This window comes from Cellulomonas sp. 73-92 (genome assembly GCF_001898175.1).
Taxonomy (GTDB): Bacteria; Actinomycetota; Actinomycetes; order Actinomycetales; family Cellulomonadaceae; genus Cellulomonas.
The window spans coordinates 25,798-50,934 of the sequence record NZ_MKTH01000001.1; the positions used below are offsets into that span (position 1 = coordinate 25,798).

The 25,137-nt window shown below is 71.4% G+C and carries 28 protein-coding genes; 16 read left to right on the forward strand and 12 right to left on the reverse strand.

The genetic code is table 11. The features are described 5' to 3' along the window. Nucleotide 1 precedes the first annotated feature (1 nt). The 6 genes from BGO37_RS00160 to BGO37_RS00185 all read left to right on the forward strand — a co-directional run bounded on the left by BGO37_RS00160 (nucleotide 2) and on the right by BGO37_RS00185 (nucleotide 5,912). A complete protein-coding gene (locus tag BGO37_RS00160; protein ID WP_291751003.1) occupies nucleotides 2-277 on the forward strand; it encodes a metal-sensitive transcriptional regulator in 276 nt (91 codons plus the stop codon). 20 nt (nucleotides 278-297) lie between these two features. After that, complete coding sequence (locus tag BGO37_RS00165) at nucleotides 298-2,709, forward strand: cation-translocating P-type ATPase (protein ID WP_291751004.1); 2,412 nt, start codon at nucleotides 298-300, stop codon at nucleotides 2,707-2,709. Nucleotides 2,710-2,845: 136 nt separating this feature from the next. After that, entirely contained in the window at nucleotides 2,846-4,267 is a 1,422-nt protein-coding gene (locus tag BGO37_RS00170; protein WP_291751005.1) for a hypothetical protein, read from the forward strand. 62 nt (nucleotides 4,268-4,329) lie between these two features. Next, the gene (locus BGO37_RS00175) at nucleotides 4,330-5,127 is read left to right on the forward strand and encodes a PspA/IM30 family protein (RefSeq protein WP_291751006.1); all 798 of its coding nucleotides are present in this window, start codon (nucleotides 4,330-4,332) and stop codon (nucleotides 5,125-5,127) included. 56 nt (nucleotides 5,128-5,183) lie between these two features. Then, a complete protein-coding gene (locus BGO37_RS00180; protein ID WP_291751007.1) occupies nucleotides 5,184-5,588 on the forward strand; it encodes a DUF302 domain-containing protein in 405 nt (134 codons plus the stop codon). A 60-nt stretch (nucleotides 5,589-5,648) separates the two neighbouring features. Next, nucleotides 5,649-5,912, forward strand: a complete 264-nt coding sequence (locus BGO37_RS00185) for a metal-sensitive transcriptional regulator (RefSeq protein WP_291751008.1) — start codon at nucleotides 5,649-5,651, stop codon at nucleotides 5,910-5,912. Nucleotides 5,913-6,317: 405 nt separating this feature from the next. On the opposite strand, the gene BGO37_RS00190 is transcribed toward BGO37_RS00185, so the two are convergent. After that, nucleotides 6,318-6,725, reverse strand: a complete 408-nt coding sequence (locus BGO37_RS00190) for a hypothetical protein (protein ID WP_291751009.1) — start codon at nucleotides 6,723-6,725, stop codon at nucleotides 6,318-6,320. A 49-nt stretch (nucleotides 6,726-6,774) separates the two neighbouring features. After that, on the reverse strand, nucleotides 6,775-6,897 hold the full coding sequence (locus BGO37_RS00195; RefSeq protein WP_291751010.1) for a hypothetical protein: 123 nt from the start codon (nucleotides 6,895-6,897) through the stop codon (nucleotides 6,775-6,777). A 299-nt stretch (nucleotides 6,898-7,196) separates the two neighbouring features. Here BGO37_RS00195 and BGO37_RS00200 point away from each other — a divergent pair, with 299 nt between their 5' ends. From BGO37_RS00200 to BGO37_RS00220, 5 genes are all read left to right on the forward strand, one after another. Beyond that, the gene (locus BGO37_RS00200) at nucleotides 7,197-7,604 is read left to right on the forward strand and encodes a hypothetical protein (RefSeq protein WP_291751011.1); all 408 of its coding nucleotides are present in this window, start codon (nucleotides 7,197-7,199) and stop codon (nucleotides 7,602-7,604) included. A gap of 33 nt (nucleotides 7,605-7,637) precedes the next feature. Continuing rightward, nucleotides 7,638-7,910, forward strand: a complete 273-nt coding sequence (locus BGO37_RS00205) for a YgaP-like transmembrane domain (RefSeq protein ID WP_291751012.1) — start codon at nucleotides 7,638-7,640, stop codon at nucleotides 7,908-7,910. After that, entirely contained in the window at nucleotides 7,907-8,191 is a 285-nt protein-coding gene (locus BGO37_RS00210) for a hypothetical protein (RefSeq protein ID WP_291751013.1), read from the forward strand. Before BGO37_RS00205 ends, BGO37_RS00210 begins: the two co-directional genes overlap by 4 nt. Before the next feature lie 73 nt (nucleotides 8,192-8,264). Continuing rightward, entirely contained in the window at nucleotides 8,265-9,209 is a 945-nt protein-coding gene (locus tag BGO37_RS00215) for a DMT family transporter (protein ID WP_291751014.1), read from the forward strand. Next, nucleotides 9,206-10,516 carry a M23 family metallopeptidase gene (locus tag BGO37_RS00220; protein WP_291751015.1) on the forward strand — a complete coding sequence of 437 codons (1,311 nt, stop codon included), beginning with the start codon at nucleotides 9,206-9,208 and terminating at the stop codon, nucleotides 10,514-10,516. The genes BGO37_RS00215 and BGO37_RS00220 overlap by 4 nt, the downstream gene beginning before the upstream one ends. Nucleotides 10,517-10,537: 21 nt before the next feature. Here the strand turns inward: BGO37_RS00220 and BGO37_RS00225 are convergent, their stop codons facing one another. The 3 genes from BGO37_RS00225 to BGO37_RS00235 are packed head-to-tail and all read right to left on the reverse strand — an operon-like array spanning nucleotide 10,538 to nucleotide 12,799. Continuing rightward, a complete protein-coding gene (locus tag BGO37_RS00225) occupies nucleotides 10,538-11,299 on the reverse strand; it encodes an amino acid ABC transporter ATP-binding protein (protein WP_291751016.1) in 762 nt (253 codons plus the stop codon). Next, nucleotides 11,286-11,954 (reverse strand): amino acid ABC transporter permease, encoded by a 669-nt coding sequence (locus tag BGO37_RS00230; RefSeq protein ID WP_291751017.1) that lies wholly within the window; start codon nucleotides 11,952-11,954, stop codon nucleotides 11,286-11,288. Before BGO37_RS00230 ends, BGO37_RS00225 begins: the two co-directional genes overlap by 14 nt. An 11-nt stretch (nucleotides 11,955-11,965) precedes the next feature. Beyond that, a complete protein-coding gene (locus BGO37_RS00235) occupies nucleotides 11,966-12,799 on the reverse strand; it encodes an amino acid ABC transporter substrate-binding protein (protein ID WP_291751018.1) in 834 nt (277 codons plus the stop codon). 447 nt (nucleotides 12,800-13,246) lie between these two features. Here BGO37_RS00235 and BGO37_RS00240 point away from each other — a divergent pair, with 447 nt between their 5' ends. After that, nucleotides 13,247-13,447, forward strand: a complete 201-nt coding sequence (locus BGO37_RS00240; RefSeq protein ID WP_291751019.1) for a hypothetical protein — start codon at nucleotides 13,247-13,249, stop codon at nucleotides 13,445-13,447. 478 nt (nucleotides 13,448-13,925) lie between these two features. Here the strand turns inward: BGO37_RS00240 and BGO37_RS00245 are convergent, their stop codons facing one another. Further along, nucleotides 13,926-15,104 carry an NRAMP family divalent metal transporter gene (locus BGO37_RS00245; protein WP_291751020.1) on the reverse strand — a complete coding sequence of 393 codons (1,179 nt, stop codon included), beginning with the start codon at nucleotides 15,102-15,104 and terminating at the stop codon, nucleotides 13,926-13,928. Between the two features lie 779 nt (nucleotides 15,105-15,883). Between BGO37_RS00245 and BGO37_RS00250 the strand changes: the two genes are divergently transcribed. Next, complete coding sequence (locus tag BGO37_RS00250; protein ID WP_291751021.1) at nucleotides 15,884-16,087, forward strand: DUF2752 domain-containing protein; 204 nt, start codon at nucleotides 15,884-15,886, stop codon at nucleotides 16,085-16,087. 197 nt (nucleotides 16,088-16,284) lie between these two features. Next, nucleotides 16,285-17,028 (forward strand): response regulator transcription factor, encoded by a 744-nt coding sequence (locus BGO37_RS00255; RefSeq protein WP_291751022.1) that lies wholly within the window; start codon nucleotides 16,285-16,287, stop codon nucleotides 17,026-17,028. Nucleotide 17,029: 1 nt separating this feature from the next. On the opposite strand, the gene BGO37_RS00260 is transcribed toward BGO37_RS00255, so the two are convergent. From BGO37_RS00260 to BGO37_RS00275, 4 genes are all read right to left on the reverse strand, one after another. Further along, nucleotides 17,030-18,238 (reverse strand): cell wall metabolism sensor histidine kinase WalK, encoded by a 1,209-nt coding sequence (locus BGO37_RS00260; RefSeq protein WP_291751023.1) that lies wholly within the window; start codon nucleotides 18,236-18,238, stop codon nucleotides 17,030-17,032. Nucleotides 18,239-18,290: 52 nt separating this feature from the next. Further along, nucleotides 18,291-18,542, reverse strand: a complete 252-nt coding sequence (locus tag BGO37_RS00265; RefSeq protein WP_291751024.1) for an SHOCT domain-containing protein — start codon at nucleotides 18,540-18,542, stop codon at nucleotides 18,291-18,293. A gap of 270 nt (nucleotides 18,543-18,812) precedes the next feature. Further along, entirely contained in the window at nucleotides 18,813-19,349 is a 537-nt protein-coding gene (locus BGO37_RS00270) for a sulfocyanin-like copper-binding protein (RefSeq protein ID WP_291751025.1), read from the reverse strand. Between the two features lie 77 nt (nucleotides 19,350-19,426). Further along, entirely contained in the window at nucleotides 19,427-19,675 is a 249-nt protein-coding gene (locus BGO37_RS00275; RefSeq protein WP_291751026.1) for an SHOCT domain-containing protein, read from the reverse strand. A 323-nt stretch (nucleotides 19,676-19,998) separates the two neighbouring features. Here BGO37_RS00275 and BGO37_RS00280 point away from each other — a divergent pair, with 323 nt between their 5' ends. Next, nucleotides 19,999-20,556: a DoxX family membrane protein gene (locus tag BGO37_RS00280; RefSeq protein WP_291751027.1), complete on the forward strand. Its 558-nt coding sequence runs from the start codon at nucleotides 19,999-20,001 to the stop codon at nucleotides 20,554-20,556. A 482-nt stretch (nucleotides 20,557-21,038) separates the two neighbouring features. Here BGO37_RS00280 and BGO37_RS00285 read toward each other — a convergent pair whose 3' ends face one another. Next, entirely contained in the window at nucleotides 21,039-21,716 is a 678-nt protein-coding gene (locus BGO37_RS00285; protein WP_291751028.1) for a metalloregulator ArsR/SmtB family transcription factor, read from the reverse strand. Between the two features lie 24 nt (nucleotides 21,717-21,740). Between BGO37_RS00285 and BGO37_RS00290 the strand changes: the two genes are divergently transcribed. After that, nucleotides 21,741-22,094, forward strand: coding sequence for a DsrE/DsrF/TusD sulfur relay family protein (locus BGO37_RS00290; RefSeq protein WP_291751029.1), 354 nt, complete (start codon nucleotides 21,741-21,743; stop codon nucleotides 22,092-22,094). A gap of 507 nt (nucleotides 22,095-22,601) precedes the next feature. Here the strand turns inward: BGO37_RS00290 and BGO37_RS00295 are convergent. Continuing rightward, the gene (locus BGO37_RS00295) at nucleotides 22,602-24,953 is read right to left on the reverse strand and encodes a DEAD/DEAH box helicase (RefSeq protein ID WP_291751031.1); all 2,352 of its coding nucleotides are present in this window, start codon (nucleotides 24,951-24,953) and stop codon (nucleotides 22,602-22,604) included. Between the last annotated feature and the right edge of the window lie 184 nt (nucleotides 24,954-25,137).

Sequence of the window (25,137 nt, forward strand, 5' to 3'; positions counted from 1 at the left end):
CGTGGCCACGGAGACGGCCGAGGCCCAGCTGCGACGGTTGCGCCGCATCGAGGGGCAGGTGCGCGGGATCGCGGGGATGGTCGAGTCCGGTGCCTACTGCATCGACGTCCTCACGCAGGTCTCGGCCGCCTCCCGTGCCCTGCAGGCGGTGGCGCTCGGGTTGCTGGACGATCACATGAGCCACTGCCTGGTGGAGGCGGCACGGCACGGAGGCGAGCTGCAGGACCGGCGACTTCGTGAGGCCTCCGAGGCGATCGCCCGCCTCGTGCGCAGCTGACAGAGCGAGAGGACGCAACGATGGCAGACCAGACGATCACCCTGCAGGTGGCCGGCATGCACGCGAGCGGCTCGACCGGAACGGTCGAACGACGGCTGGCGGCCCGGCCCGGGGTGCGGGCGGTGACCGCGAACGCCGTCGCTCAGACGGCGACGGTGACCTACGACGCGGGCACGACCTCGGCGGCCGAGCTGGAGCAGTGGGTGCGCGAGTGCGGGTTCCACTGCGCGGGTCAGTCCGTCCCGGCGCACCTGTGCGACCCGCACGGTGAACCGGGACACCCCGGTGCACCGGTGCACGACACTCACGCGATGCACGACGCCCACGCCGCGTCCGGCCCGCGCGAAGGCCACGGGACGACGCCGACCATGTCGCCGCACGAGGCGATGGGTCACGGTGGTCACCACGGCGGCATGTCGATGGCGAGCATGGTCGCGGACATGCGTCGACGCTTCCTGGTCGCGGCGCTGCTGTCGGTGCCGATCGTGCTGTTCTCGCCGATCGGCCGGCAGGTGCTGGGGTTCTCCGTGGCGGCGCCGTTCGGGCTGCGGGACGACGTGGTGGCACTGCTGCTGTCCCTGCCGGTGGTGTTCTACTCCGCCTGGATCTTCTTCGACGGGGCCGTGTCCGCGCTGCGCGCCAGGACGCTGGACATGATGGTCCTGGTCGCCGTCGGCGTCGGCACCGGATGGGTCTACTCCGTCGTCGTCACCCTGACCGGCGGCGGGGACGTCTTCTACGAGGCGTCCACGGTGCTGACGGCATTCGTGCTCCTCGGGCACTGGCTGGAGATGCGCGCCCGCGGCGGCGCGAACGACGCCGTCCGAACTCTCCTCGAGCTCGCCCCGCCCAAGGCGGTCGTGCTGCGCGACGACCAGGAGGTCGAGGTTCCCACCGACCAGGTGCAGGTCGGTGACCTGCTGCTGATCCGCCCCGGAGCCAAGGTGCCGGTGGATGCCGTGGTCGAGCAGGGCCGGTCGGAGCTGGACGAGTCCATGGTGACCGGCGAGAGCCTGCCGGTGGCCAAAGACGTGGGAGACGCCCTGGTCGGCGCGTCGATCAACACCACCGGGGCGCTGCGCGCCCGGGCCACCAAGGTCGGGGCGGACACGGCGCTCGCGCAGATCGTCAAGCTGGTCCAGGAGGCGCAGAACTCCAAGGCGCCCGGCCAGCGGCTGGCCGACCGGGCCGCGTTCTGGCTGGTGCTCGTCGCGTTGATCGGCGGCGGCCTGACGCTCGTCGTGTGGCTCGCGGCCGGTGCGGGGCTGCAAGCCGCGTTGCTGTTCGCCATCACCGTCGTGGTGATCACCTGCCCTGACGCCCTGGGCCTGGCGACGCCGACCGCGATCATGGTGGGCACCGGCCTCGGCGCGCACCGCGGCGTGCTGTTCAAGAGCGCCGGCGCCCTCGAGCAGCTGGCCCGGGTGCAGGCCGTCGTGATGGACAAGACCGGGACCCTGACGCTCGGTTCTCCAGCCGTCACTGACGTGCGGGCCTACGGCTTGGACGCGGACGCGGTGCTGCGTCTGGCCGCCGCTGTCGAGCGCGAGTCCGAGCACCCGCTGGCCCGCGCCGTCGTGGCCGAAGCGGAACGCCGCGGTCTAGCCGTGCCGGTGGCGACCGCCTTCCGGGCGGTGCCCGGGCACGGGGCGGCCGGCCAGGTCGACGGCCGTGCCGTGCTGGTAGGCAGCCGCAGGCTGCTCACCGACGAGGGCGTCGACCCCGGCCCCGCCGCAGCCGACCAGGGCGAGCTCGCCGGGGCAGGGCGGACGGCGGTGCTGGTGGCGGTGGACGGGCACCCGGCCGGGGTGATCGCCATGGCCGATGCCGTGCGTCCCACATCGGCGGGAGCCGTCCAGGCCCTGCACGACCTCGGGGTGCGCGTGGTCATGCTCACCGGTGACAACAAGGCCACCGCGGACCGGATCGCCGCGGAGCTGCGGATCGACACCGTCGTCGCCGAGGTGCTTCCCGGCGACAAGGCCGCGGTCGTCGCCCGCCTGCAGGCGGACGGCACTCGGGTGGCGATGGTGGGCGACGGGGTGAACGACGCGCCCGCACTGGCCGGCGCGGACGTCGGCATCGCGATCGGCGCCGGAACGGACGTGGCCATCGAGACCGCCGACGTCGTCCTGATGCGCTCCGACCCGATGGACGTCGCCGTGGCGCTGCGGATCGGGCGGGGCACGCTACGCAAGATGCGGCAGAACCTCGGCTGGGCGATCGGCTACAACGCCGTCGCCCTACCGATCGCCGCCGGCGTCTTCGCCCCCGCGTTCGGGCTGGTGCTGCGGCCAGAGATCGCCGCCCTGTCGATGTCCGGCTCCTCGCTGATCGTCGCGACCAACGCCCTGCTCCTCAAGCGGTTGCGGCTGCCCCGCACCGAGGCCGGACCAACCACGCCCCTCACCGTTGCGACGATCGCTCGGTGAAACTTCGTCGGATCTTTAGGGTCCCGGTGCCGAACGCTCGGTACAAGTACCCCAGTCTGGTTGTCGGGCGCTTGGCGAACGTGCCGGCCTCGAGGAAGGTGGGGGTCGAGATGCAGGGTTGGGGCTCCGTCCACGCATGAGCATCGGAAGCGGTGCAATCGGTCTCACGCCGGTCCTGCTGGTCGCGGTCGCTGCCCTCGCGGGCGCGCTGGCGTGGATCGGCCTGCGTGCCCTGGCACGGCGCCGCGCCGCTGACCACCGGAGCAGGCGGCGGATCGGGTCCTCCAACGAGGTGTCCGATCTGGCGGCCCAGGCGAGCGCCTCGCTGGTGGCGACGGACGAAGCGATCACGGCCTCCCGTGAAGATCTCGGATTCGCCCAGGCTCAGTTCGGGCCGGAGGCGACCGCCACCTTCGAGGCCGCGCTCACCGCCGCCACGGCGTCCCTGAGCCGGGCGTTCGTGCTGCGCCAGGAGCTCGACGACACGTCCCCCGACAACGAAGCGCACATCCGCGCGACGGCCGTCGAGATCCTGCGGATGTGCGCTCAGATCCGCACCGATGTGGCAACCCACGCTCACGAGTTCGACGCGCTCCGAGACCTGCAGGCCCGCGCCCCTGAGCTGCTCGACGAGGTGACTCGACAGGCGGCCGACGCCGGCGAACGGGTACGCGCAGCACGCCTCACCGTGACCGGGCTGTCCGGGTCGTACTCGCCCGCAGCCTTGGCGTCGGTCTCCGGCAATCCGGACCTGGTCGAACGGCTCGTCGAGGGCATCACATCGACGGTGGGCGTCGGTCGGGTGGCGCTGGGCGCCGGCGACAGCGCTGCCGCGCTGGCCGCGGTGCGTTCCAGCCAGGCGGCCGTCGCCCAGGCGGCGAGCCTGCTCGACGCCGTCGATCAGGCCGGGGAGCACCTGGCCGCAGCCGCAAGCCAGCTGGCTGACAGCATCGCCGCCCTCGAGCAGGACCTGGCCGATGCCGCGCACCTGGCCCCGACGGACCCGCAGGTCCAGGCCCAGGCGGCGGTCGCCACCGCCACCGCCGCACAGGCGCAGCGCGCCGGCGCGGACCGGGACCCGGTCGCTACCCTGCGCGCGGTCGCCCACGCCCAGAGCGAGCTCAGTGCACGCCTTGCTCCCTACCGCGACCAGGCCGAACGCGTGGCGGCAGCACGTCGCCAGCTGACCGACGTGCTCGGACACGCGACGGCCCAGATCGGCGCGGTCGGGGAGTTCATCGATGCCCGGCGCGGTGCCGTCGGACCCGAGGCCCGCACCCGCCTGGCCGACGCCGCCCGCCGTGCGCGGCAAGCCGAGGACCTCTCGGACTCCGACCCGGTCGCGGCGCTATCGGAGGCGAGGCAGGCCGACCGGCTTGCGGGCACCGCCCAGAACCGGGCCCAGCAGGACGTCGCCGACTTCGACGAGCAGCAACGCGGCGGAGGCGGTGGGGTCCTGGGCGGTTCAGGCGGCGCGGTGCTCGGGGGGCTCCTGATCGACCAGCTCCTCCGCGGCCACGGCCGCGGCTTCGGCGGCTACGGGCGGGGTGGGTGCTGACCGCATCGACTCCCCCGTCCGCACCATCCAGGTCCGACACCCGACCGATGAGAGGAACCACCATGGCAAACAAGCAGACGGTCCTCGGCCGCATCACCCAGCTGGCCAAAGCCAACATCAACGCGCTCCTGGACCATGCAGAGGATCCGGCTGTCATGATCGACCAGCTCATCCGGGACTACACGAACAACATCGCGCAGGCCGAGGAAGCGGTCGCACAGACCATCGGCAACCTCCGCCTGGCCGAGCAGGATCACGCGGCCGACCTGGCCGCGGCCGCGGACTGGGGCCGCAAGGCCGCCGCAGCCTCGGCCCGCGCCGACCAGATGCGGGCGACGGCGAACCTGGCCGACGCGGAGAAGTTCGACAACCTGGCCAAGCTGGCGCTCGGTAAGCAGATCAACACGGAGGGCAGCGCCGCCGAGGCCGAGCCGCTGATCGCGTCGCAATCCCTCGCCGTGGACAAGCTCAAGGCCAACCTGGCAGCGATGAAGGACAAGCTGACCGACCTGAGGACCAGGCGCGATTCGTTGGTGGCCCGGCAGCGGACCGCCGAGGCACAACTACGGCTTCAGGATGCGAAGTCCCGCGTCAGCGCGCCCGACCCGTCGAGCGAGATTTCCCGGTTCGAAGAGACCGTGCGCCGCCAAGAGGCGTACGCCGCCGGGCAGGCAGAGATCGCCAGCTCCTCCCTGGAGGCGCAGTTCGCCGAACTGGGCGAGCCCAGCGAGAGCCTCGAGATCGAGGCCCGGCTCGCAGTCCTCAAGGCGGGCACCCCGTCGCCCGGCGGGCCATCCGCGGCAGTCGACGGGGGCCAGGGCGCCCGACCGACGCTGCTCGACACGGAACCACGAGCCTGACCTCGCTGCACAGTGCGCGCCGCACCGAGCCGCACCCGATCGAAAGGACCGACGTCATGAGCTACGGCATCAGCACCACCCTGGACCGACCGTTCCAGGAGACCCTGGCTGCAACGCGGGAGGCACTGATCGCGGAAGGGTTTGGAGTCATCACCGAGATCGACATGGCAGCCACCCTGAAGGTCAAGCTGGATGCCGACATCCCACCGCACGTCATCCTCGGGGCCTGCAACCCCCAGCTGGCGCATCGCGCCTTGCAGGTCGAGGCGTCGATCGGCCTGCTCCTGCCCTGCAACGTGGTGGTCCGGGCGTCCGCCCCGGGCCGCACCACGGTGGAAGCCCTGGACCCGAACGTCATGGTCACCGTCACCGGCAACGGCGAGCTCGGCGCCATCGCCGCTCAGGCTGCCTCCCGGCTGGACGCCGCTCTGCGGAGCCTCGGGCCCACGACGACGGCATGACCGGTGACCTTCGCGACGAGCGTGGCCCCCGTTCGAGAGCACGAGACGAAGCGAGCAACGATGGAGATCGACCCGACCGAGGTGGCCAAGGTCGTCAACCGCCTCAAGCGCACGCAGGGCCAAGTGGGCGGCATCGCGCGAATGCTCGAGGAAGGTCGCGCCTACGAAGACGTCATCACTCAACTCGCCGCCGCCAGCCGGGCGCTGGATCGGGCAGGCTTCGCCCTCACCGCCTGCGCGCTCAAGCGCTGCCTGTCCGAGCCCGGGAGCGAGGAGTCCGCGCAGATGCTGATGGTGGAGGAGGTCTTCCTCTCGCTCGCCTAGGAGTCTGCTGAACAAGTTGTGTTCTGAGCGGCCGCGCAGTAGGCGGCGGGCGGATCGCCACAGGGTTGGCCGTCTGTGCGGCGTTGTGAAGTCAGCACTCAAGGGTGCGACACGTAGGTCGGTCCGCCCGCCTGGATCCATCGTGGGCGGGGTGTGGGCCGTTGTCCACGGCCTTCGGGCCCGGCCCGGGCTGTCAGGCCAGGGCCCACGCTCCGTCGGTGAGTGTGGATCCGGGCTCAGAGGTCGCGGTCCTGGGCGTCTCGGTCTTTCGTCACTGCGCAGGCGGTGGCGGCTGATCGCGGTCGCCGGATCTGACCCGGCTACCGCTCCCGACCCAGCACAGGGTCGTCCGCAATGGCCTGGCGGAGTCGGGCGCGTGCTGCACGGACTGCTGGCGCGGTGGAGTCAACGGCGCGGGCGGGCGAAGCGGCGCCGTGCGCCAATCCTTGGTCGCGCGGCAGTTCTCATCGGCTCGTTGGCCGCGTTCACGACGTCGAGCCCGGCCAGCACGGGGCTGGCCCGGACGGTCGTCAAGAGGAACTCCAGCACCGTCGCGAGCACGTCCTCGGACATGCCGAGCCCGCCGCGGTCAGGGGCGTTGGCGATCACGCTCTCGAGCTGCTGGGCAGCGGCCAGCATCTCGCCGACGGTGAGGTCCCCTCGCGCGCCCCACGAGCCATCCGCGCTCCACGCCACTCGCGGGGCGACGTCGCTCCACAGGAACTCACCCCGGGCACGGCCTTCCGGCACCGCGAAGCAGGCGCGGGCGAGTTCTCGCGCCTGCTTCGCGGCCTCAGCCGGATCGAGCCGCACCGCGGGTTCGGACCACAGGAACCCAGATGCCGTCACGCCCCGGTTCTCCCTACCAGAGGTAGATGTCCTGCCAAAGGGCCGGTGAACTGACGCAGTCGTAGAGCGCTCCGGTCACGTAGATGTACCCCGTCACCTGATGCTCCCCGCCGTACGACGCAAGCTCCATGATCATGGCCGGCCCGTGGACCTAGGCCATCGCCTGCTACCTCACTTGTTCTACGTCACCTGCCTCTACGTCGCCAGCCGCCGAACAGCGCACCAGCAGCCCGCGGCGAGGGAGTGTCCGGCGAACGGTGTTTGGGCCGACGAAGGAGCTTCGCCCATCCCGGCGCACTGGCGTTGCTCGGTGTCGACGTGCGCACGCTGGCCATGCACGGACCGGCCGGGTGCCGCGCCCGTCGTGGGGAAGGCTTCGGCGGACCTTCATCCAACCTCGACCAGGTCGCAGCCAACGGTCCGGACGATGGAGGCATGACCGACCAGCTGCAGGCCGCCACCACGGCGAGCGCCCCGAGCGTGCGGCGTGGACCGCTGCGCACGGTGTGGACCGCGATGAGCGGCGCGACCGGCGTCGTGGTCGGCCTGGCACCCCATGTCCTGCACCACATCGGCCCGCTGGTCGGCACCGCACTGGTGGCCGGCGCCGGCGGCACCGCCCTGTTCGGCGTCCTTGGGCTGGCGGCCTCGGTGCCGATGCTGCTCAAGCTGCACCGCCGGTTCGGCTCCTGGTGGGCGCCCGGCGTAGCGCTGGCCGTGTTCGTCGCGGCGTTCGTCGTGTCCACCACCGTCCTCGGCCCGCTGATCCGCGGCGAGGACAACGCCCCGACACCCGCCCCGGGACAGGTCCAGCTGCCCGCCGGGCACGACCAGCACCACTGACCCGCTGACCCACTGACCGAAAGCTGAACCCCTATGGCAACGCCACACGCTCCCGCACCGAAGATCAACATCACCCGGACCGAACGCGTCGCCCGGGTCGTCGTCGGGGCCGCCGGCATCGTCGGCGGGGTGCTGCTGCTGGCCGGCGCCCACGCCGCCGTGGCGGTGGTGTTCGAGGTGCTGCTCGTGCTGGCCGGCCTCGATCTGCTGGTCACTGGCGCCCGGGGGCACTGCCCGCTGTACGCCAAGCTCGGCTACCTGCCGGCCTCCCTGGCCCACTCGGTACCAGGACGGGCCACCCGATGACGCCACAGGACCCGTCGGCCGAGCGGCGCGACCCGACGAACGGGCAGGCCCCGACCACCTCCCCGGTCACCGGCCACCATCACCCGCCCGTCGACCAGCCGTCCAGCCAGGGCTCGCACCACGGGCACCGGTGGATGATGCTGGCGTGCTGCGTGCCGATGCTCGTGATCGTCGCCGTGCTGCTGGCCACCGGCACCGCGGGCACCGGGGCGATCGTCTTCGCGGTCGCCTGCGTGGGCATCATGACCGTGATGATGCTGGTCATGCCCCGTGGCCACTAGCCCCTCGACTGCAGTGATCCCCACCTCGCCGACCGGTCCCGGCCGGCGCCCCAAGACCGGGCGGATGGTGTGGGTGACGCTGGTCTGGGGGGCCTGCTTCGTGGTCATCGGCTGGGGACTGCCCGACGCCCCGGTGCTGTGGTTCGCCGCGTTGCGGGCGCTGCTGGCCGGGGTCGCGCTGGTCGCCCTGGGCGGCGTGCAGCATCGCCCGCTGCCCCCCGACTCCCGCTCCTGGGCGCTGATCGCCGTCTTCGGGCTCGTCGACGTGACCGCCGGCCTGGGCGCCATGTTCGCCGGCGCAGCCGGCGCCGCCAAGGGCACCGCGGCGGTGCTGGCCAACGCCCAGCCGCTGCTGATCGTGCTGCCGGCCTGGTGGTTCTACCGGGAACGCCCCACCCGCGCGACGACCGCCGCCCTCATCCTGGGCTTCGCCGGTCTGGGCCTGGTCGCCTCCGCCGACGGCACCAGCTCAGGCCCCTGGCTGTCCCTGGGCGCAGCCGCCGCGGCCGCCGGCGGCACGCTGCTGGCCCGCCGGCTGCGTCACGTCGACGTCCTGGTGGCCAGCGGATGGCACCTGCTGTTGGGCGGGGTCGTGCTGGCAGCCTGGGCCAGCGCCACCGAAGGCATGCCCCACATCCGCTGGAGCCCGTCGTTCATCGCCGCCCTGGCGTTCCTCGCCCTGGCCGGCACCGCAGCAACCTCCGTGGCATGGTTCACCGAAGCCCGCCGCGCACGCCTTGACCAGCTGACCGCCTGGACATTCCTGGTCCCCGTCGTCGGCCTGGGCCTGGCCGCCGCGCTGCTGGGCGAGCGACCCACCGGGCGCACACTCGCCGGGCTGGGCGCGGTGCTGGTGGCCCTCTGGCTCACCCAACGCCCCCGGCGCACGCCCGCCCCGCCCGCGAACCCAGCCCGCCGATCCGCGCCGGACGTCGCCGGCAACACCGCCGTGCCCACGGCCCGCCCGGCCGGCCCCATCCGAACAGTCGGCGACCTTCGAGTCCAGGACGTGACATGACCGCCACCTTCCGGCTGACCGCGATCCTGCTCGCCGGCGGGCTGCTGCTCGGGGCGAGCACCGGGCCCGCCGCCGCCGACGACGACCTAGCCCACAAACGCTCCCAGCTGCAGTCCCAGCTGGCCGCCACAGCCCAGCAACGCGACGACCTGGAGTCCGCGCTGGAGGACCTGTCCGGCGAGCTGGCACAGACGCAAGCCGACCTGCAGGCCGTTCAGCAGCAGATCCCCGCCGCCCAGACCCGGCTCGCCGACGACGGCGCGGCACTCGACAACGCGCTGCGCGCCCAGCAGCAGATCGCCGACCAGCTCGACGACGCCCAACGCCGGCAGGCCCAGATCACCGCACAGGCCGCCGATGACGCCGCCACCCTGCAACAGCTGCGCCAAGCGATTGCGGCCACGGCCCGGACCGCCTACCGGGACGCCGGCGGCCTGTTTACCCTGTCGCTGCTGCTGGACGCCAGCAGCAGCGACGACTTCGTCGACGCCTACGCGACGGCGGCCACCGCCCAACGCATCCAAGCCCAAGCCTTCGAAAGGCTGCGCCAGGCGCAAGCCGACGCCGCCAGCCAGACCGCCCGCCTGGGCGCGGTGCGCCGCACCATCACCGAGCTGAAGCAGCAAGCCGACCAGAAGGTCGCCCAGGCCGACCAGGCCCGCGCCGACGCCGCCGCCGCCAAGGTCCGGCTCGACGACCTCCAGCGGGAGGAACAGGCCAAGGAAGCGACCGTCCGGGGCCAGATGACCGAGGCACAGCGGCAGGTCGACGCGGCCGACGCGTCGACCGCCGCGATGCAGACTCAGCTCAAGCAGGTCATCGACGCCCAGCGGCAGGAGGTCGCCGCCAAGAAGTCCACCGCCGCCCCCGGGACCGCGATCGCCGGCGCGCTGTTCGCCAACCCGACCGCCACCAGCCCGATGTACGTCACCAGCGAGTACGGGATGCGCCTGCAGCCGATCCTGAAGATCTGGCGACTGCATGCCGGCATCGACCTGCGGGACTACTGCAACCAACCCGTCTACGCCGGCCGGGACGGCACCGTCGTGTGGGCCAAGTACCTGTCCGGATACGGCAACCAGGTGATGGTCGACCACGGCTGGGTCGACTCGTCGTCGTTGATGTCCAGCTACAGCCACCTCAACAAGTCCGTGGTGGCGCCAGGCCAGCAGGTCAAGGCCGGCCAGGTCGTGGGGTACGCCGGGCAGACCGGCGGCGTCTCGACCGGGTGCCACCTGCACTTCGAGGTGTACGTCAACGGTGCGACCGTCAACCCGCGCGCCTCTCTCGGCCTGCCTCCCGCGTAGGGGCGGGTGTTTAGTCCCCGCTCACAGAGGGTGCAGCAGTCGGCGCACGAACTGTCGGGTGCGTTCCTGGCGTGGGTCGCCGAGCACCTGGCTCGGTGGTCCGAGCTCGGCTACGCGGCCGGCGTCGACGAACGCGACCTGGTGGGCCACGTCCCGGGCGAACTGCAGCTCGTGGGTGACGACCACCATCGTCCAGCCCTCCTCGGCCAGGTCCCGCATCAGCCTCAGGACGTCGCCGACGAGCTCGGGGTCCAGTGCGGAGGTCGGCTCGTCGAACAGCAGTAGCTGGGGGCGCAGCGCGAGCGCCCGCAGGATGCCGACGCGCTGCTGTTCGCCGCCGGACAGCTGATGAGGGTAGGCGCCGCGTCGGTCGGCCAGTCCGACCCGGTTCAGGAGGGTCAGCGCTTCGGCTTCGACCTGGGCGCGGGGGCGGTGCTGGACGACCTGGGGGCCTTCGGTGATGTTGTCCAGGACGGTCTTGTGGGGGAACAGGTTGTGGTGCTGGAAGACCATCGCCGAGCGGTCCCGCAGCCGACTCAACGCGGCAGGGGACGGGCGGGCCGTGAAGTCGACCGTCACGTCGGCGATCTGCACCGTGCCAGCCTCGGGAATCTCCAGGCCGTTCAGGCACCGCAGCAGCGTTGTCTTGCCGGACCCGGACGAGCCGATGACCGCCAGCACCTGCCCTTCGGCCACGTTCAGGTCGACCGAGGTGAGCACCTGCCGTGCCGCGAAGCCCTTGGTTAGGTCGCGCACGCGCAGCAGCGAGTCAGTGGGCGACATAGCGGTCCAATCGTCTCTCCAGCCGGGTCTGCCCGACCGACAGCGCCAGGCAGATCACCCAGTACACGAGGGCTGCCTCCAGGTACAGGAGCATGAACTGCTGGCTGAACGCGGCGACCTGCTGGGCGCGTCGGAACAGCTCGGTGACCAAGATCAGCGAGGCCAGTGAGGTGTCCTTGACCAGGGCGATGAACGTGTTGGACAGCGGCGGGACCGAGACCCGTGCGGCCTGCGGCAGCACGATGCGGGTCAGGGACTGCCGGTGCGACATGCCGATGACGTGGGCGGCCTCCCACTGGCCCTTGGGCACCGACAGGATCGCGGCGCGCACGATCTCGGCGCCGTAGCCGCCGACGTTCAGCGAGAACGCGATGATCGCCGACGGCCACGGGTCGATCACCAGGCCGAGGGACGGCAGGCCGTAGAACACCACGAACAGCTGGACCAGCAGCGGGGTGCCGCGGATCACCGACACGTACGCCCGCCCCGCCCCGGACAGCACCCGGTGACGTGACAGGCGGGCCAGGGCGACGCCGACCGCCACGAGCATGCCGGCGGCGAACGAGACGATCGCCAGTGGCACGGTGCCGCGCACCGCGCCGAGCACGATCGGTCCCAGCGATCGGGCGGCCAGGTCCCAGTCGACCGGGGGCATCGACGCGCCCGCTAGTGGGAGACGTCCTCGCCGAAGAACTCCGTGGAGATCCGGGCGAGGGTGCCGTCAGCGGCCAGCGCGTTCAGCGCCTGGTCGACCGCATCCGTCAGGCTGGTGTCGGACTTGCGGAAGGCGAACGCGGACAGGGACTTCTCGTCGGTCTGGGCGGCGATCTTCAGCCCGGCCGCGCCGGTCTGCTTCTTGTAGTCCAGGAACGTCAACTTGTCGTTGATGGTGGCGTCCACCCGCTTCTGCTGTAGCAGCGCGACCGCCTGTGCCCACCCCTCGACCCCCTGCACGTTCGCCCCGGAGCTCTGGGCCAGGGAGTACCAGTTGCTGGTCAGCGACTGGGCGGTCGTCTTGCCGGCCAGGGACGCGAACGAGGTGATCGAGTCCTCGTCGTCGCGCACCACGATCACCCCGGTGGACACGGTGTAGGGGCTGGAGAACAGGTAGGTCTGCTGCCGTTTGGGGGTGATGGACACCTGGTTGGCGATCATGTCGAACCGGCTCGCCTCCAGGCCGGCGAAGATCGCGTCCCACTGCGTCTCCTCGAACCGGACGTCGACGCCGAGCTGCTTGCCGACCGCACGCGCGACCTCCACGTCATAGCCGGTCAGGTCACCCGACCCGTCCGCGTGGTAGGAGAACGGCCGGTACGTGCCCTCGGTGCCGACGACCAGAACGCCGGCAGCTTGGACCCTGGCCAACGACTGGTCGGCTCCGGTGGTGGTGGTGGCGGCGGCGGTCGGAGCCACGCCCGCCGCCCCGCCGGCGCAGGCAGCCAGCACCAAGGCGGCACCGGCGGCAAGGGCAGCCGAGACGAGCAGACGTCGAGAAGTCATGAACGTGCCTTTCAAGCAGGACAGAACGGAAGGGGAGAGGCAGGCGCGGTCGGCACACGCTTCGGCACTCAGGCGTGGGCCAGGCGTGCAGGGTGAGGGTGTACGCCCCGTCAGCTGCCACCGGAGCGCAACGCTGCGCCCACGGCGGGCCGGGTGGTCAACAGCAGCGCAGAGGAAGGCGACGACAACACCGCGTCGCGCTCGCGGCGTTCGCGGGCATCGTCGGGGTGGAGGTCACGCGCACGACGTCCATGCAACCACAAGGCTGAGGGGACCCACGACGCCGCAGCCGTCCCCGAGCGGAATCTTGATCGAGTCTTCATCACCACGGTCGCCGGCGGCTTCATCAAACCTTCGTCGCCACCGGCATCGGACCTTCACCCGGGGGGCACCAGCATCGGGGGGCGGCCGCAGAACCACTGCAGCACCCGGGCGGCGGAGACGACGATGATGGGCTGGCTGGGATGGGGTGTCCCCACGATGTGGATCGGCATGGGCCTGTTCTGGGTCCTGCTGATCGCTGCGATCGTGTGGCTGGTCGTCGAGATCGACCGGCCCAAGCACTCCCACCAGCCGCCGACCCCGGCGAACGGCTTCGTGCCCGGCGGGCCGATCGGCGGATCGCCGCTGGAGGTACTGACCTCGTGACGGCGGTCTGGTGCGACAAAGCCGACGGTACCGGCGCGACCTGGGCAGCACAGGCGGTCCGTTCACGGCGACGCCTCCGCTGGGGGCGGCCCGGGGCGCTGATCTGTTCGACGGTCACCGGCACGAGCACACGGGGCCGACGCCCCGATGAAGACCAGCGCAGTACAGCCGAGCCGGCCCGGCGGGCCACGGCGCACCCTGCCCAGGTGTGCGAGAGGGCTTGTCTAGTGCGGTGCCGTCGCCGACGCTGTCGGCCCTGCGTGTCGGGGACTGAATCCCACGATCCTGTCAGTGAGCTCGTCGGCCACTGGGGCGGGTCGCTGCCGGTGCGAGGCGACGCCGTGGGCGGTGCCGAACAGCCAGGCGGCCGTCCGCCGGAGCGCCGAGATCGCGGGCGCGACGTCTGACGCCGTGACCCGCCCAGGTGGCCCTCATCGAGCACGGATGGTGGTCCACGCCGTGGGCGGGGGCACGGCGCCTATGGCACCAGCGCCTCGACCGCGGTCACCAGGCCGAGGACGATGACCAGTCCGGTCAGCGTGTAGGTCGTGGCCTGGCGAACCCCGCGCATGCGGTACTCGGCGGGCAGCGCCCGGCGTTCCAGAAGGAGCAGGAAGCCCAGCACCACCGGCAGCAGGATGGCGTTCATGACCTCAACGTCCAAGGACAGCCCGACCAGGTTGGGGATCAGCAGCGCCATTAGTGCACCGGCGAGGATCGCGGCCAGCGCGAGGGCGTAGAAGCCCTTGGCCTGCCGGGGTGAGTCGTTCAGGCTGTGCCGCAGGTCCAGCACCTCGGCCATGCCCCAGGCCCCCGCCAGGGAGGCCACGAGTGCGGCCACCGTCGCTGCGCCGAGCATCCCGAGCCCGAACAGGAGAGCCGCACTGCGTTGTCCGAGGAACGGTGTCAGCGCGGCGGCGATCTGGCCGACGCTCTGCAGGTTCGCGCCGGGGCGGGTGGCGCCGATGGTGGTGGCCACCGCGACGAGGACCGCGATCATGACGACCTGCGTGGCAACAGCGCCCAGGGCCGTGTTCCGGCGCGCCGAGCGCAGCACCGTGTTGACGTCGCGGCCGTGCCTGCCCTTGTCGATGACGGCCTCCTGCTGGTAGAAGACCATCCACGGCATGATCACGGCTCCCACGTTGGCCGCGAGCAGCATCAAGAACTGGCTGTTCGTTTGCACCGGATGAATCAGGCCGCTCCACAGCGCGGCGGGCGCTGGCCGGGCGAGCAGGGCCGCGGGGATGAACAGCAGCTCGAGCGCGCCGATCGCGATGCCGACCGTTTCGATGCGCCGGTACCGCCCGAGCAGGATCAGCACCGCCAGGGCCACCGCCGGAACCATGATCGACACGAGCCGGGGCACGCCCACCATGGCGCCGACGCCTGCCAGTCCGGCGAACTCGGTGACCAGGGCTCCCAGGCAAGCCAGGAAGAGGGTGCCTGCCGACAGCAGGGCCCACCGGGCGCCGAAGGTGCGACGGATCAGTGCGCCGTGGCCTTGGCCGGTCAGCAGTCCCAGCCGGGCCGTGATCTCTTGCACCAGATACAGCACGGGGATCAGCACGATCTGCGCCAGGATCAGCTGGTAGCCGTAGCGCGCCCCGGACTGAGCCGCAGTGACGAGACTGCCGGCGTCGGTGTCGGCGAGCATGACCATCAGGCCAGGACCGAGCAACACCCCCAGCCACCGGAGGCGTCGACGCCGCGCAGCCGGCGCCGGGACTGGGCGTGCCGCAGTCTCCACTTCGACCGAACGAAGACTCATGGACCGCGCCCGTCTCTCGACTTAGCCGAGGCTTGCCTTACTAGCCAGGCCAGGTTGCCAGTCCGACGCCGGCCGTTGGAGGACTTAAGACCCGCTGGCGGCACCGGCTCCAAGGCGTGGGCCCGGGCCTTTTCGTGGACGCCACGCGGACGTGGAACCGAGCCGCGGCGCATCGCCGGTGAGCCGAGGCACCGAACTGGGCCGGATGGCGACTGCAGTTCGGGACGCGGACGGCGTTCGCGGCCGTCAGCACGATCCTCAGAACGGGTCGCGGAAGCCGACGAGGGTGCGGGCGACCTCATTGGCCCCCCTAGGGGCGCTTGGCGCCGACTTGCGCGCAGTTGGGAGCCGCGCCGACCGGCCCCCGCCACCCGCAGGTGTCGCGCGTGATCACATCTGCTTTCAGCAGTCGCGCCCGAATCGGTGCGTGGCTGAGGGCGAATGGCCCCATGTTCGACTGGGACAACCCGGCGTGGGCTCGGACGGGCCGGGGCGGTCCGTTCGAGCCGTGGCACTGGGAGTACGTGCCGGGCGTCAAGGCGCTCGTCGCGGCGGGGCTGGAGTAGCGGTGCGGTCGTCGGTCCGGCTGTCCTGGCGGCCGACCGACCAGTACCGCGGGCTCAGTTGGGCCGGCCTTGGCGGGGTGACGGGTGCCGACAGCGGCCATGGCTTTGTGGGGACTGCCGCCGGTGGATCTGCACGGTCCGCTGCACCGGCTCGGGATCATGGACCCGGTGTGCGGTGGGACGCGGTCCGCATACTTCGCCGTGACCGCGCGCTGGGCGCTGGCCTGGTACTACAACCGCTCGGAGCGGTGGCGCTCGTTGCCGCGGGGCTGGTGGTCCTCCGCGCGGCAGTCGGCCACCTGAGGGGGCGCTGGCTCGGGGTGGACGTCACGTTGAGTCGCCGGGTGGCGCGGGGACTGTACGTGTCGATCTGCGTGGCCCTCCTGGCGCTGGATGTCCGCCAGCAGGTCATCGCCGATGTCCTCCGGTGATGGCGCAGGTGCCGTTCGGCCGTTGCGAGGCCGGAGCTCTACCATGCGGCGGGTGAGGCGGTGGTGAGTGTGACGGGCGGCCAGGGGGCGCGCTTCCGCGCGCTCGTGGTGGACGACGAGCCGAGCCTGGTGCGCGCGGTCGTCGGCTACCTGGAGCGCGACGGCTTCCTGGTCAGCTCCGCGGGGACCGGGGAGGACGCGCTGGAGCTGGCCCGCCGCGAGTCGCCGGACGTGGTGGTGCTCGACCTCGGACTTCCGGGCATCGACGGGATCGAGGTGTGCCGCGCGCTGCGGACGTTCTCCGACGCCTACGTCGTCATGCTCACGGCCCGGGCCGACGAGGTGGACAAGCTCGTCGGGCTGTCGGTGGGGGCCGACGACTACGTCACCAAGCCGTTCAGCCCGCGTGAGCTCATCGCCCGGATCCGCACCATGCTGCGCCGCCCCCACATCGGGGTGCGTACGACGGCGAGCGAGGCACCTGCGTCGATCACCCGCGAGCCCGCGAGCGACGTCCGCCGGTTCGGCGCCCTGACCGTCGACCCGGTCGCCCGGGAGGTGGCCGTCGAGGGGCGCGCGGTCCACCTGACCAAGACCGAGTTCGACCTGCTCGACGAGCTGAGCGGCCACCCCCGCCAGGCCTACACGCGCCGCCAGCTGATCGACCGGGTCTGGCAGTCGGACTGGGTCGGCGACGAGCACCTGGTGGACATCCACGTCGGCAACGTGCGCCGCAAGCTCGGCGACGACCCGCGGGCCCCGCGCTACATCCGCACTGTCCGCGGTGTCGGCTACCGGATGGGACCCGGCTGACTCACCGCGGCACGGGCAGCGTCAGGGTGAACGTGGCACCGCGGCCGGGGCCGTCGGAGCGCGCACTGATGGAGCCGTGGTGGGCCTCGACGATTGCGCGGGCGATGGTCAGCCCGATGCCCGAGCCGTGCCGGCCAGGCCCGGACACCGCCTGCCCGCTCGTCGGCTCGCCGGCCCGGTAGAAACGCTGGAACAGCAGCGGCCCCTGCTGCGGATCGAAGCCCTCGCCGTCGTCCGCGACGACAAGGGCGACCAGCGCCCGGTGCGGCTCGTCCGGGTCCGGCCTCGGACCGTCCAGGCGCACGACGACGTGGCCGCCGGCGTGCGTGTGCCGCAACGCGTTGTCCAGGACGTTGAGCAGGGTCTCGACGATGCGGTCGGCGTCGACGACGACGGTAGGCCCCGGGTCGCTCGCACGGACCTCCAGCCCGACGCCGGCGGCGCGGAACTGCGGGAGCAGCACCGCCGCGGCCCGCCGGGCGAGGTCTGCCGCCGCGGCGGGTTGCGGGTCCAGGGCGAGCTGACGCTCCTCCGCACGGGACACCGACTCGATGTCCGCCACCAACCGGTGCAGCCTGCCCACCTGGTCGGTAAGGGTGGCCAGGGTGTCCTCGTCCACCGGCAGGACTTGGTCGCCGATCGCCTCGACCGTTGCCTCCAGCGAGGCGACCGGGGTGCGCAGCTGGTGCCCGAGGTCACTCAGCAGCCGCCGACGCGTGTCCTCCGAGGTTGCCAGCTGGGCGGCGAGCTCGTTGACCGACGTGCCGAGGACCGCGAACTCCGGGCCGAGGCGAGGGTCGACCGCCCGCACGTCGTAGGTACCGTTCGCCAGCCGGCCGGTCACCAGCGCGAGGTCGGCGACCGGCGTGGCGATGCGCCGGGCGACCAACCACGTGACCAGGCCAGCCGCGATCACCGCCGTGAGCGTGCCCGTGCCGAGCGAGACGAGTGTCGCCTGAGTGAAGGCCTCGTCGACGTGCGTGGTCACGACCGGGGTCAGGTCCGGCGCTCCCGCGCGGCTCAGGTGGTCCATGAACACCGCGGGCGCCACGAGCAGCGAGACGACGAGCAGCGTGCCCGCGCCCGTGGCCACCACGAGAGCCATCGCGGCGAACAGGCGCCCCCCAAGGCCCAGGCGCGACCAGGTCGAATTGGGACGGCCCGTCGCCGTCGCGGGCGCCGGGCCGACCACCACCGGGGTGACGCTCATCCGGCATCCGCGGTGTCCGCGACCGCGATCAGCCGTGAGCGCGGAACGGGGCTCACCGGTCGCCTCGCATCTGCCGGAGCACCGCCCGCTGGGCCTGGTAGGTCTCGAGGTCGATGTCTCCACGGGCGAACCGCCGGTCGACGATCTCCTCCGGTGAGTCAGGGTCGCGATCTCGCCGGCTCGACCCGCCCGAGGGCAGCAGCCGTACGACCGCGTACAAGATCACGCCCAGCAGCAGCAGCCAGAACAAGCCCATCCCCAGCCAGGCGCCCCAGCCCATGCCCGCGCCGTACCAGCCCATCATCGCTGCGCTCCCTCCGTCGTCCCGGTCCCCAGCGGGATGTCCACCGGGGCACTTCCCCGGCCACGGCACCAACCATCACCTGTCCGTGCCCACGTCGACCCGGGCGAACGACGAAGGTTCGACGAAGGAAGCAAGACCGGCGCCGGCCCGCGCCAGACGGCCTCGCCCCGCTCCTGCCTGACCCCAGGTCGCCGCCTTGATCCCGGAAGCCCGGACGCAGGACCCCAGCGACGGGGATGTCGCCGTCCGCGCCCGGGCAGGCCGGAGGGGTCAGGAGACGGTGAGCTCGGCGTACATCCCGGCGGCGTAGTGGCCAGGCTCGTTGCAGATGAGCTCGTACCGACCCGCCGGCAAGTCGAGCGTGGTCCAGCCTGCCGCTCCGGGTTGGATGCCATCTCCGGCGCTGGCGCCGCCGCTGCGAGAGGCCTCGCCGAGGCTGCCGGACTCGTCGACCTTGCCGTCGGCGCCGACCGGGCGGGTACCTGCCTGCTGGCCGGCGGGCAGGGGTAGCACAACGAGCTCGTGGGTGCGCAGCCCGGCATTCGTGAGCACCAGCGAGACGGTGCCGACGGGTGCCGAGCTGCGATCGAGGACCAGGCGCATGGGGCCGTTTCCGCCCATCATCGCGCCCATGTCGACCGCGGTGACGTGCACGGTGGTCCCGGCCAGCTGTGGGGCGGAGGCAGCCACCCGGCCACCCGTCATGCCGCCCCAACCGGCGCCGTACGCGGCGGTGCCCGATCGGCCCGAACCTGCCCACGCGACGGTCGCCGCCACCGACCCGCCCAGCAGAACCACGGCCGTCACCAGAGTGACCACCAGCCAGGCACGCCGTCCCCGTCGTGGCACGTTCGGGCCCACCGCGCCGGTGGCCATCGGCGCGGTCACCGGGCACCCGCGTCGCCGAGGATCGCCCGCTGCGCCCGGTAGGTCTCGACGTCGATCTCCCCGCGCGCGAACCGCCGGTCGAGGATCTCCGCCGGGGACTCGGCGCTGCGGCCTCCATCGCTGGACCGACCCGATGGCAGCAGCCGAACCACCGCGTAGAGAATCACCCCTAGCAGCACGAGCCAGAAGAGGCCCATACCCAGCCAAGAGCCCCAGCCCGTGCCCATGCCGTACCAGCCCATCATCGCGGTGATCTCCTCTCAGGCGCTGAGCGCCGCACCGACGTACCAGCGCGGTTGTCCCCAGCCCCAACACGACAACCCTCCATCGGACACCTATGGGTTCCCTCTGGTGCTTGCCTCACGTTTGACGAGGGTTGGGGGCGCGAATGCTCGCGGGAAAGTCCAGGCGGCGGTGGCTTAATCAAAGGAACATCAAAGATTCGCGGTTTCGCCACCGGTCCGCGGCTGTCGAGGCGAAAGGTCGTCGTCAGATCGCTCTGCACGAATCCCGCCCGGGTCCCCACCACCCGAGCAGGCTTGGATTCTTCGATTCGAGGAGGCATGTCGTGGCCGTGAGAGACAAGGGCGTGGTCGTGTCGCGGGCCGGCGAGGGCCACTGGCCCACGGCGGCGCTGAGGGTGGTGTTCGGGATCGTCTGGCTGATCGACGCCATTCTGAAGTGGCTGCCCGGCTTCCGAGCGGACTACATGAGCACGATCATGGCCCAGTCCGACGGCCAGCCGCGGTGGTTGCAGCTCTGGTTCCGGTTCTGGATCGATCTGCAGCACCCTGACGTGCCTCTGTTCGCCTACTTGGTGGCTGTCATCGAGACTGTGATCGCCCTCGCGCTGATCATGGGTTTCGCCCAGAAGCTCACCTACAGCGCGGCACTCGTGTTCAGCATGTTGATCTGGTCGACCGCGGAAGGCTTCGGTGGCCCGTACACCTCCGGCGCGTCGGACGTCGGCACTGCACTGATCTATGCACTGGTCTTTGCCGCACTGCTGCTGTTCAACTACTACCAGGCGACGGACCCACTCACGGCCGACGCATGGCTCGAGCGGCGCATCAGCTGGTGGCACCGCGTGGCGGCCGTCGGCCATCGGGGCATCAGCGCCCCGTGAAGCGTCTCGGGAGTTGCGCCGTCGTCAATCGATTGCATGACGCAGTTGGCGTGGGCGTCGCTGATCGTGCCGATCGAGGCGGCGATGCTCTTCCAGAGCCAGCGTTCGGTGAACCGCAGCGCGGTGTATTGACCGGATGACGAGCTCGTCGTAGCGGGTGGCCGGTCCTCGCCACTGCCCTCACCGACGCCGCGGCTTGACATCCGAACAACCTGGGATGTCTGTGTCCTGCTCGGGACGGGTCGTCGAGCAGGCCGTGTGCAGCCGGCTCCGGTCGGGCGCCGCAGTTGCCTCATGGCGCGCAGCCCGCGTGGCCTGCCTGTGGGGCCACGTGCGCGTGCCAGGCGCGACCGCGGCAGGAGCACCGCGTAGGTCCCGCCTGAGCCGTGGCGTCGGCGTCAACGCCGCCCCGGTCACCTGTGCCTGCGGGTCTGCCTTCCGCCAGCGCAGCGCACGTCACTGACGGCCGATCGGCGAGAGCGTCAGGCCGCGCCGTCGAGGTCTACGGTGCCATTCGCCCGCCATTCGAGGACGCCTTCGTCCATGGCACGGGCGTCGAAGCCGTGCTGGCGTAGCTGGTGGGCGGCCTGGCGGGCCAGGCGGCACAGCTCGCCGCGGCAGTACGGGACGACGGGCCGGTCCGGGGGGATCTGGCCGGTGCGCTCGGTCAGGTCGGCCAGGGGGATGGACAGGGCACCGGGGAAGTGTCCGTCGGCGTACTCCTGGGCCGGGCGAACGTCGACCACTGTCATGTCAGTGGTGACGGCCGCCGCGTCGATCGTCGGGACGCCGCTCAGCCCGACGGTGGACCCGTCGGCGTCGGTCAGGTACTGGTGCAGGGTCTCGCGCAGCTTGGGGGAGCGGGTGAGGCCGACGCGTTTGGCGGTGACGAACAGTTTGGCCACGTCGTCGCCGGCCAGCCGGTAGTGGATCGTGGTGCGCTCCCGGCGGGTACGCACCAGGCCGGCGGCCTTGAGGGTCCGCAGGTGGGCCGAGGTCGTCGTCAGTGCCATCCCCGACATCCGGGCCAGGTCGTCGACGGAGTGCTCGCCCTGGGCGAGCAGCTCGACCAGCTCGAGGCGCCGGCCGTTGCCGAGGGCCTTGACCAGTGTCGCGAGGGCGTCGAAGACGTCGGCCTTGATCGTGTTCCCGAAGTGCATGGAATAGAAGATACGGTGATCGGCATGACGAGTGTGCTCATGGTGATCAACGGCGCGGCGTACGGGTCGGACGCGACGTACAACGCGGTGCGCCTGGCCGGAACGCTGGCCAAGCGCGACGCGGTGGAGATCACGGTGTTCCTCATGGGTGATGGGGTGACTGCGGCGATCGACGGACAGCGCACCCCGGACGGGTACTACAAGCTCGACCGCATGCTCGGCGGGGTGGTCCGCGCGGGTGGGCGGGTGCTGTGCTGCGGGACCTGCATGGACGCCCGCGGGATCGGCGAGCCGGTGCTGCTGGGCGGGGCGCGGCGATCTTCGATGGACGAGCTCGCCGACGCCACGCTGGCCGCCGACAAGGTCGTGGTGTTCTGATGCGGCCGGCGTATCTGGACTACAACGCCACCACGCCGGTGGATCCGGCCGTGCTCGAGGCGATGCTGCCCTACCTGGCCACAGAGTTCGGCAACCCCTCCAGCGCGCTCGCTCCAGGTGTCCAGACACCGTCTCCCGGCACAGCCCGAACCGTCGCGCGAGCACATACGTCGAATCGCCGGCCCGGTACGCATCAACCAGCTCGCGGGCTTGCGCGGCGCTCAGTTGCCTCACAAGACTCTGATATCGCTCATATGCGTGTCCAGGTGATGCAGGCAGCCAGGACGACGGCGGTGCGGTAGGTGATGGCGAGCTTGTCGTCGCGGGTGCCCAGTTCTTCTGGGAGCTGAGCGTCGACGTCGAAGCGCTGGGATGGCCTCGGGCTCCAGGCGACGAACCGCCGGACCTGGGCACGCCAGCGACCGATGTGGCGTACTCAAGTGCCGCGAGGAGGTGCCGCGGAGATCGCCGGTTCGTGTCTGGGACAGCGACGCGTGGACGGGTGGGTCAGCGCAACGGCTGGAACCTCAGGGCGCGGTAGCCGGGCATCCGCCGTTGCAGGGAGGCCGCGAGGACAGGTACCGCTGCGTCGTGGTAGTCGTGGACCTCGGCGACGTCCTTGCCAGGGAAGGACCTGACGATCCGGCCCGCGCACTGGACGAGCAGGCCGGCGAAGGAGATCGGGGCGGCGAGGAAGAGGGCGTCGAGTGCGGGGGCGTCGAAGCCCTCGCCGATGAACGGCGTCGTGCCGATGACGAGGATGCCGGCGCCGGCATCGGCGGCCGCGAGGGTCGCGACCGCGGCGCGCCGGTCGGTGGTGGACATGCCACCGTGCATCACGATCGGTTGGAACCCGCGGGCGGTCAGTCGCGCCGCCAGCGCCTGCAGGTGGGAGACGCGACGGGTCAGGACGAGGCAGTTGCGACCGCGGCCGAGTGCGGCCGTGATGTCGTCGACGATCTGGGTGTTGCGAACCTCGTCGGCGACAAGTGCGCGGTGGATGGCGGCGAGGGCGCCCGGCGAGGACGGGTCCACGGAGTTGTGGGTGAAGACGGTGTCGTGCACGTGCAGCACGCGGCGTGGTCCTCCGTGTGCCGACCAGGCCGCGTCCAGCGTGCCCGGCGCGGCGTCCGTCACGGTGTGGCGGATCGGGCCGAGGTGCCAGTTGACGAGGTCGCCGAGCCCGTCGCGCCGTGTGGGCGTGGCGGTCAGGCCGAGCCAGAACTGCGCGGCGATCTTCTTCACCGAGTGGTCATACGCGGCCGCGGCAAGGTGATGACACTCGTCGACGACGACCTGGCCGTACGGGGCGGTCAGCTCGGCCACATCGTCGCGGCGGGCCAGCGACGGCATCATCGCGATGTCGACGACGCCCGTGAGCTTGCGACGGCCGGCACCGACTTGGCCTGGGGGAACCCCGAGGAACTCCTCGATCCGGCTGCGCCACTGCTCGGCGAGTGCCTTGCGGTCGACGAGCACCAGCGTGGACGTGGCCCGTTCGGCGATCAGGGCGCAGGCGATCACGGTCTTGCCCGATCCGGGAGGGGCGACGAGGACGCCGTCGTCGTGCGCGAGGAGGGCGTCCACAGCGGCGCCCTGGCTGGAGGTGAGGTCGGCCGTGAACGTCACGTCGATCTCCTGCCCCGTGTTCCGAAGGTCGGTGACGACGAGCCTGGAGCCCGCGTTGTCCACGATGTCGGCCACGGAGTGGCGCAAGGCTCGCGGTAGGACGAGTCGGTCGTCGAGGGTGACGTCGTAGCCGCGGATGAACCGTGGTGTGTCCCAAGTGGACTTCCGCAGCCGCTCGCGCTCGTAGAACAGCGGGTTGGGCATCGACGCCGCGTGCTTGAAGGTCGACAGCGCGGCCGGTGTCAGCTCGGAGGACTCCAGCGTCAGGCCCGCGCCAAGCTCGGCGTGCACGACCGGTGGGAGATGAGGCCGGACCTTGGTCGAGCTCGAGCGGCTCAGCTGGCTGACGTCCTGGCCGACGAACGTGCGGCCCGCCGCGCGTGCGACTCGCGAGGCGTCGCGTGGGCTGAGGCGATCGAGCGTCGACAGGTAGTTCCACTGGTCGTCGTACGGCTCGAGCGTGGCGAGATCGAGGAACAGGGTGAGCCCGTCCTTACGGCGCTGCCCTTGGAGTGGCGCAGCGATGAGGTTGCCGAACCCGCCGTCGGGCAGCACGTCCTGGTTCGGGAACAGCCGGTCGTACGAGCGCAGGTCCATCGAGCCGCGCAGCACTATCGCCTCGTGTACCAGCACGGTGCCGACCGCCCGTGCGGTGCTGGCCGCGGTGTCCTCGGCGAAGAAGGTCCACACGTGCGCGCCGCGGCCTGATTGCGAGATCTCCAGCGCGGACGGCACGCCGTGGGCGCGCGCCGCCTTGGTGTACGCGAGGGCGTCGAGCATCGCGGCGGGTCCGTCGAAGTCGGCGGCGAGGAACCGGCACGAGTTGTCAGGCAGCAGCGGGTAGAGACCCGCGAACACGTCGCCGACGAGGTGGGCGCCGATCACCTCCTTGCGCAGCGGCAGGTAGCGGACCGCTCGTCGGTCCATGCCCTGACGCCAGCCGCCTGCGACGGCCGGTGACCAGCCGGCGCGGCCGGTTCGGGCGTTCTCCCATCGCAGCGCATAGACGTCCGTGCGGGCGCGGAACAAGTCTGTGAAGAGTGCGAGCTTGTCGGCGACGGGCGACGCCATCGTGACCAGGCCGACTGCCGCCGATGCGGCAGTCGGCTGCTCGGGTGCCGGTGTCGTCTCGTGGTCTTGAAGCTCGAGCAACCGTGAGAGCCGCTGGTTCTCCTCGCGAAGGCGCTCGAGCTCGCGCCGGAGCTGCAGGACCTCGTCACCGTAGGTCATGGGCACGCTGCGCATCGTCGCACGCGGGCGGGAAGGTGAACCGCCCGGCGCAGGCACTGGTCATCACGACCGGTCGCCCCCCGGTTCATGCCCGTTGGGCGGGGCTGGGTGGCGGCCCACTGCTGGGAGCGAATCGTCGGCCTGATGGCCTGCCCGGGTGTCTGCTGGCGCCACGGCGGGAGGT

Excerpts from the sequence above, each read along its gene's own strand:
- BGO37_RS00235 (WP_291751018.1), bottom strand. The coding sequence starts at position 12,799 with ATGACTTCTCGACGTCTGCTCGTCTCGGCTGCCCTTGCCGCCGGTGCC.
- BGO37_RS00290 (WP_291751029.1), top strand. The coding sequence starts at position 21,741 with ATGACGAGTGTGCTCATGGTGATCAACGGCGCGGCGTACGGGTCGGAC.
- BGO37_RS00275 (WP_291751026.1), bottom strand. The coding sequence starts at position 19,675 with ATGATGGGCTGGTACGGCATGGGCACGGGCTGGGGCTCTTGGCTGGGT.
- BGO37_RS00205 (WP_291751012.1), top strand. The coding sequence starts at position 7,638 with ATGGCAACGCCACACGCTCCCGCACCGAAGATCAACATCACCCGGACC.
- BGO37_RS00195 (WP_291751010.1), bottom strand. The coding sequence starts at position 6,897 with ATGATCATGGAGCTTGCGTCGTACGGCGGGGAGCATCAGGTGACGGGG.
- BGO37_RS00285 (WP_291751028.1), bottom strand. The coding sequence starts at position 21,716 with ATGCACTTCGGGAACACGATCAAGGCCGACGTCTTCGACGCCCTCGCG.
- BGO37_RS00295 (WP_291751031.1), bottom strand. The coding sequence starts at position 24,953 with ATGACCTACGGTGACGAGGTCCTGCAGCTCCGGCGCGAGCTCGAGCGC.
- BGO37_RS00165 (WP_291751004.1), top strand. The coding sequence starts at position 298 with ATGGCAGACCAGACGATCACCCTGCAGGTGGCCGGCATGCACGCGAGC.
- BGO37_RS00220 (WP_291751015.1), top strand. The coding sequence starts at position 9,206 with ATGACCGCCACCTTCCGGCTGACCGCGATCCTGCTCGCCGGCGGGCTG.
- BGO37_RS00175 (WP_291751006.1), top strand. The coding sequence starts at position 4,330 with ATGGCAAACAAGCAGACGGTCCTCGGCCGCATCACCCAGCTGGCCAAA.
- BGO37_RS00250 (WP_291751021.1), top strand. The coding sequence starts at position 15,884 with ATGGCTTTGTGGGGACTGCCGCCGGTGGATCTGCACGGTCCGCTGCAC.
- BGO37_RS00265 (WP_291751024.1), bottom strand. The coding sequence starts at position 18,542 with ATGATGGGCTGGTACGGCGCGGGCATGGGCTGGGGCGCCTGGCTGGGG.
- BGO37_RS00240 (WP_291751019.1), top strand. The coding sequence starts at position 13,247 with ATGATGGGCTGGCTGGGATGGGGTGTCCCCACGATGTGGATCGGCATG.
- BGO37_RS00180 (WP_291751007.1), top strand. The coding sequence starts at position 5,184 with ATGAGCTACGGCATCAGCACCACCCTGGACCGACCGTTCCAGGAGACC.
- BGO37_RS00210 (WP_291751013.1), top strand. The coding sequence starts at position 7,907 with ATGACGCCACAGGACCCGTCGGCCGAGCGGCGCGACCCGACGAACGGG.
- BGO37_RS00225 (WP_291751016.1), bottom strand. The coding sequence starts at position 11,299 with ATGTCGCCCACTGACTCGCTGCTGCGCGTGCGCGACCTAACCAAGGGC.
- BGO37_RS00260 (WP_291751023.1), bottom strand. The coding sequence starts at position 18,238 with ATGAGCGTCACCCCGGTGGTGGTCGGCCCGGCGCCCGCGACGGCGACG.
- BGO37_RS00200 (WP_291751011.1), top strand. The coding sequence starts at position 7,197 with ATGACCGACCAGCTGCAGGCCGCCACCACGGCGAGCGCCCCGAGCGTG.
- BGO37_RS00230 (WP_291751017.1), bottom strand. The coding sequence starts at position 11,954 with ATGCCCCCGGTCGACTGGGACCTGGCCGCCCGATCGCTGGGACCGATC.
- BGO37_RS00245 (WP_291751020.1), bottom strand. The coding sequence starts at position 15,104 with ATGCTCGCCGACACCGACGCCGGCAGTCTCGTCACTGCGGCTCAGTCC.
- BGO37_RS00185 (WP_291751008.1), top strand. The coding sequence starts at position 5,649 with ATGGAGATCGACCCGACCGAGGTGGCCAAGGTCGTCAACCGCCTCAAG.
- BGO37_RS00170 (WP_291751005.1), top strand. The coding sequence starts at position 2,846 with ATGAGCATCGGAAGCGGTGCAATCGGTCTCACGCCGGTCCTGCTGGTC.